The organism is Umezawaea endophytica (assembly GCF_025061645.1).
Classification (GTDB): Bacteria; Actinomycetota; Actinomycetes; order Mycobacteriales; family Pseudonocardiaceae; genus Umezawaea; species Umezawaea endophytica.
The window spans coordinates 1-4,513 of the sequence record NZ_JANYMP010000005.1 but is presented as its reverse complement, the minus strand read 5'-3'; the positions used below and the strand labels follow the sequence as shown (position 1 = coordinate 4,513).

The 4,513-nt window shown below is 68.5% G+C and carries 5 protein-coding genes and 1 pseudogene; 4 read left to right on the top strand and 2 right to left on the bottom strand.

The features are described 5' to 3' along the window. Window positions 1-59 precede the first annotated feature (59 nt). Window positions 60-1,244: a zinc-dependent alcohol dehydrogenase gene (locus NZH93_RS12315; RefSeq protein ID WP_259623157.1), complete on the bottom strand. Its 1,185-nt coding sequence runs from the start codon at window positions 1,242-1,244 to the stop codon at window positions 60-62. Between the two features lie 217 nt (window positions 1,245-1,461). On the opposite strand from NZH93_RS12315, the gene NZH93_RS12310 reads away from it, so the two are divergent. The 3 genes from NZH93_RS12310 to NZH93_RS12300 all read left to right on the top strand — a co-directional run bounded on the left by NZH93_RS12310 (window position 1,462) and on the right by NZH93_RS12300 (window position 3,309). Beyond that, window positions 1,462-1,881, top strand: a complete 420-nt coding sequence (locus NZH93_RS12310) for an SRPBCC family protein (RefSeq protein WP_259623156.1) — start codon at window positions 1,462-1,464, stop codon at window positions 1,879-1,881. Window positions 1,882-1,982: 101 nt separating this feature from the next. Further along, window positions 1,983-2,702 carry a GAF and ANTAR domain-containing protein gene (locus tag NZH93_RS12305; RefSeq protein WP_259623155.1) on the top strand — a complete coding sequence of 240 codons (720 nt, stop codon included), beginning with the start codon at window positions 1,983-1,985 and terminating at the stop codon, window positions 2,700-2,702. Between the two features lie 91 nt (window positions 2,703-2,793). Next, window positions 2,794-3,309, top strand: coding sequence for a hypothetical protein (locus tag NZH93_RS12300; protein WP_259623154.1), 516 nt, complete (start codon window positions 2,794-2,796; stop codon window positions 3,307-3,309). A gap of 118 nt (window positions 3,310-3,427) precedes the next feature. Here NZH93_RS12300 and NZH93_RS12295 read toward each other — a convergent pair whose 3' ends face one another. Then, window positions 3,428-3,559, bottom strand: a complete 132-nt coding sequence (locus NZH93_RS12295; protein WP_308214193.1) for a hypothetical protein — start codon at window positions 3,557-3,559, stop codon at window positions 3,428-3,430. Window positions 3,560-3,781: 222 nt separating this feature from the next. Between NZH93_RS12295 and NZH93_RS12290 the strand changes: the two are divergent. Continuing rightward, window positions 3,782-4,513, top strand: a pseudogene (locus NZH93_RS12290) (glycogen debranching enzyme); the annotation flags it as partial.

Genomic DNA, 4,513 nt, shown 5'->3' with positions numbered 1-4,513 from the left:
GATGCGGGTCGGCCACGACGGGTGACGTCGTGGCCGACCCGCATCGGCCCGTCGAGGGGTCAGGGTTGGAGGAGCACCTTGATGGCGTTGTCCTGCTTCTTCTGGAAGATCTCGTAGGCCTGCGGTGCCTCCGACAGGGGCACCCGGTGGGTGGCGAAGTCGTCGACGCCCAGCGGGTCGTCATCGGTGAGCAGCGGCAGGATGTCGTCCACCCACCGCTTCACGTTGGCCTGGCCCATCCGCAACTGGATCTGCTTGTCGAACATCGTCAGCAGCGGCAGCGGGTCGGCCATCCCGCCGTACACACCCGACAGCGAGATGGTGCCGCCCCGCCGAACGAGGTCGATCGCGAGGTGGAGGGCGCCGAGTCGGTCCAGGCCCGCGGTGCGCATCAGCTTCTCCGCCACCGCGTCGGGCAGCAGACCGGTGACCTGCTGGGCGAACTTGCCCACGGGCGCGCCGTGCGCTTCCATGCCCACCGCGTCGATCACCGCGTCCGGCCCGCGGCCGTCGGTGAGGTCGCGGATGTGCTCGGTGAGGTGCTTCCCGTGCCGCAGCAGGTCCAGCACCTCCACACCGTCCTTGCGCGCCCGCTCCAGCCGCTCTGGGACCAGGTCCACGCCGATGACCTTCTCCGCGCCGCGGTGGCGTGCGATCCGGGCGGCCATGGCGCCGATCGGCCCGAGGCCGAGCACGGCAACACTGCCGCCCGCCTTCACGCCCGCGTACTCCACGGCCTGCCACGCCGTGGGCAGCACGTCGGACAGGTAGACGAACCGGTCGTCCGCCGGGCCGTGCGGGACCTTGATCGGCAGCGTGTTGCCGAAGGGCACCCGCAGGAACTCCGCCTGCCCGCCGGGCATGCTGCCGTAGAGCTTGGTGTAGCCGAACAGCGTCGCGCCCATGCCCTGGTCGCGGACCTGGGTGGTCTCGCACTGGGAGTGCAGCCCTTGACCGCACATGAAGCACGTGCCGCAGGAGACGTTGAATGGCACCACGACCCGGTCGCCCACCGCCAGTTCGGTGACCTCGGCGCCGACCTCCTCCACGATCCCCATCGGCTCGTGCCCGAGGATGTCGCCCTCGTCGAGGAACGGACCCAGCACTTCGTACAGGTGCAGGTCGGAGCCGCAGATCCCGCTGGAGGTGATCCGCACGATCACGTCGGTGGGATCCTTGATGACCGGGTCGGGCACGGTGTCCACGCGGACATCGCGTTTGCCGTGCCAGGTAACGGCTTTCATGAGCGTCCTCTCGCAGCGTCAAACGTGTCGCTGGAGGCCTTCCCCGAATCGGGAGCGCCAAACGCCGTCAAACGGTGTTCGCCCGCACGGGGGCGACCGGACGCGTGTTCGATGAGGCCGCCCCGGTCAGGTGAATCCCTTGTGGATGGTCATTCGTCCCGAAATCTTTGGTGTGAAGTCCTTGAGGTCGGGTATCGCCCTGTCGAGGGGGTGCGCGATGCGAACCTACGAGCAGTCGATCGACGTGTTCGTCCCGGTGTCCGTTGTGTACGAGCAGTGGACGATCTTCGAGGCATACCCCCGGTTCATGGCGGACGTGGTGCACGTACACCGGGTCGACGAGACCCGCACGCGATGGACGACGTTGTTCGGTGGTGTCCGACGCCGGTTCGACGTCGAGGTCACCGACCAGCGCCTGGACGAGCTGGTCGCCTGGCGATCCACGTCCGGAGCGGATCAGGCCTGCGCGGTGGCTTTGCACGGCACCGACGACCGCACCACGAGGGTGCGCCTGCGGGTCGTGCTCGAACCGGAGGGGATCTGGGAGCAGGCCTGTGCGGCGTCCGGGTCGCTCGACCAGCGGTTCAAGTCCGACCTGGAGCGGTTCAAGGAGCTGGTGGAGAGCCGGTCGCTCTGACGGGCTGGGCGAGCGATCAGGGTTGCCGACGCAGGTGTGAACTCCTCCTCGAACGGGTATACCACGGACCCGGTTCGATCCCCTCGCACGAGGATGTGATCGTGGAACAGAACTTGCCGCTGGCCGATGTCCTGGCCGTGGTGTTCGCCAGGACGTCCGGTTCCCCGCTGTCTCAGGAGACCGTCGACACCGCGGCGGAGATCATCGCCAAGTCTGCCGGTGCCGGGGTGAGCTTGATGGACGGGACAGGACGCGGGGTCACCACGGCGGCATCGGGCCCGGTGGTGGGGCAGGCGGATCGGTTGCAGTACGAGCTGGGCGAAGGACCGTGCCTGCGAGCGGCGGCGCACCGCGTGGTGGTCCGGATCGACGACATGACCACCGAGACGCGCTGGCCTCGGTGGTGCGAACGAGCGTCGCGGTTGGGGATGCGCGCCTCGCTGAGCGTTCCGCTGGTCGTGGGGGAGCGGTGCCTGGGGGCGGTCAAGGTCTACGCGGTCGAGCCGGGCGCGTTCGGCGACCGCGAAGAACGGGTGGTCGGCTTGTTCGCCGAGCAGGCCGCCGTGCTGCTGGACGGCACGAAGTCTTCGGACGACACCTGGCGGTTCGGCGAACGCCTCACCGCGGCGATGCGTGATCGCGACGCGGTCGCCACCGCCAAGGGGATCCTGATGGAGCGTGACCACGTTGATGAACACACCGCGTACGCGCAGCTCGTGCACCTGTCCGAGCGCGACGGGAAGCCGTTGAGGGACGTGGCGTCGTCGCTGCTGCGCACGTCGCACGCCGAGGACCGAGAGGTCGATGTCGTGGATCGATGAGGACGACGAGCGCCGTCTGTTTGACGCCGCATCGCCGGGGTACGCCCGTGCCGCAAGCAGTCCGAGGCCGTTCACCTACCGAGGAGTTCCCATGGCGCACGCCGACCTCCCCCAGCCCGGCACCGGGTCGAAACTGACGTGCCGGGCGTCCGACGTCGAAATCACCCTGCGGTCCAAACCTGTGGTGGTCGACTTCACCGGCACCTGCGTGCTCACCGCGGAGACCGACTCTCCGGACGCGGTGCGGTTGACCGGGTTGCGGCTGGTCGCGAACCTGCCCGACGCGGGTGGTCCGGAGGACGGGGGCACCGTGACGCTGGAGCAGGACGACGTCGAAGCGGACGGTGTGCTTCGACCTCTGCGGGACTCACCGTCGCGCTTCGCGAACGATCTCGTGATCACCCTCGGCGCGACCGTCGACCAGCCCGACGGCGTGGTCCGCGCGGTGGCGGGCAACGCGGTGGAGTTCAGCACCGCAGGGGCGTCCTCGCCATCGGCAACCGGCCACTACGAACTGCTGGAGCCGGTCGACCTGGTCCTGCCGGACAACTCCGAGGTGACCATCGCGCACATCGACAGCCTGGTCCTCCAACTCGACTCGGCTTGACGGCGAACTGGAGGTCGACCTCGGACATCGCGTGGTCCAGCGGTTGCGGCGACACTTGCGAAGTCCTGTATCGACGGGGGGACGCACACTTGACAGACAGCCTGTAACCCGGCGCGGCTCAATCCTGGTCGCCGTGCACGACCAGGTCGGCCAGGCGCTTGAGGGTCTCCCTGTTGCGGGGGAGCAGGAAGACCTTCTGGACCGCCTCGGGCATCAGGGAGACCGGACCGCTGACGGCCTTCTCCGTCATGGTGACCCTGGTGCCCGTCGCTGTCGGCGCCCGGCGTCCAGGATCCACAACCAACTCGCCTGCGCGGATCTCCGCCACGGCGTCCCGCCATCGTGGACCGGGCCGCGTCGGACGTGACGCGTGTTACTGGTTCGAGTGGAGCAGCAGGGGTAGCCCGGCTCCGACCGGTAGCCGGACCACCGTGAACCCCGGTCGATGTTTCCACCATCTTGAGGAGCGACGATGCGTCCCTGGCCCGGAACCCCCTACCCGCTGGGCGCCACCTTCGACGGTGTCGGCACCAACTTCGCGGTGTTCTCCGAGGTCGCCGACCACGTGGAGCTGTGCCTGTTCGACGGCGAGGGCGAGGAAACGCGCGTCAGGCTCCCGGAGGTGGACGGCTTCGTCCACCACGGCTACCTGTCCGGCGTGGGACCGGGGCAGCGGTACGGCTTCCGGGTCCACGGTCCCCACGATCCCGCACGCGGTCTGCGCTGCAACCCGAACAAGCTGCTGATCGACCCGTACGCCAAGGCCATCTCCAATGGCGTCGACTGGCACCCTTCGCTGTTCGGTTACGAGTTCGGTGAGCCGGAGCGGCGCAACGACGAGGACTCGGCGGGTCACGTGCCGTTGTCGGTTGTGGTGAACCCGTTCTTCGACTGGGGCACCGACCGGGCGCCGAAGACGCCGTACAACGAGACGGTGATCTACGAGGCCCACGTGCGCGGCCTGACGATGAACCACCCCGACATCCCCGAAGAGCAACGGGGCACGTACGCGGGCCTCGCGCACCCGGCCGTCATCGATCACCTCACCAAGCTCGGTGTGACGGCGATCGAGTTGATGCCCGTGCACCAGTTCATCACCGACCACGGGCTGGAGGAGCAGGGGCTGCGCAACTACTGGGGCTACAACACGATCGGGTTCTTCGCCCCGCACGACCTGTACTCGGCGATGGCGGGCGAGGGCACG

What these genes read in the sequence shown, in the direction of transcription:
- NZH93_RS12300 (WP_259623154.1), top strand. Translation starts at nt 2,794, where the DNA reads ATGGCGCACGCCGACCTCCCCCAGCCCGGCACCGGGTCGAAACTGACG.
- NZH93_RS12315 (WP_259623157.1), bottom strand. Translation starts at nt 1,244, where the DNA reads ATGAAAGCCGTTACCTGGCACGGCAAACGCGATGTCCGCGTGGACACC.
- NZH93_RS12295 (WP_308214193.1), bottom strand. Translation starts at nt 3,559, where the DNA reads ATGACGGAGAAGGCCGTCAGCGGTCCGGTCTCCCTGATGCCCGAGGCG.
- NZH93_RS12310 (WP_259623156.1), top strand. Translation starts at nt 1,462, where the DNA reads ATGCGAACCTACGAGCAGTCGATCGACGTGTTCGTCCCGGTGTCCGTT.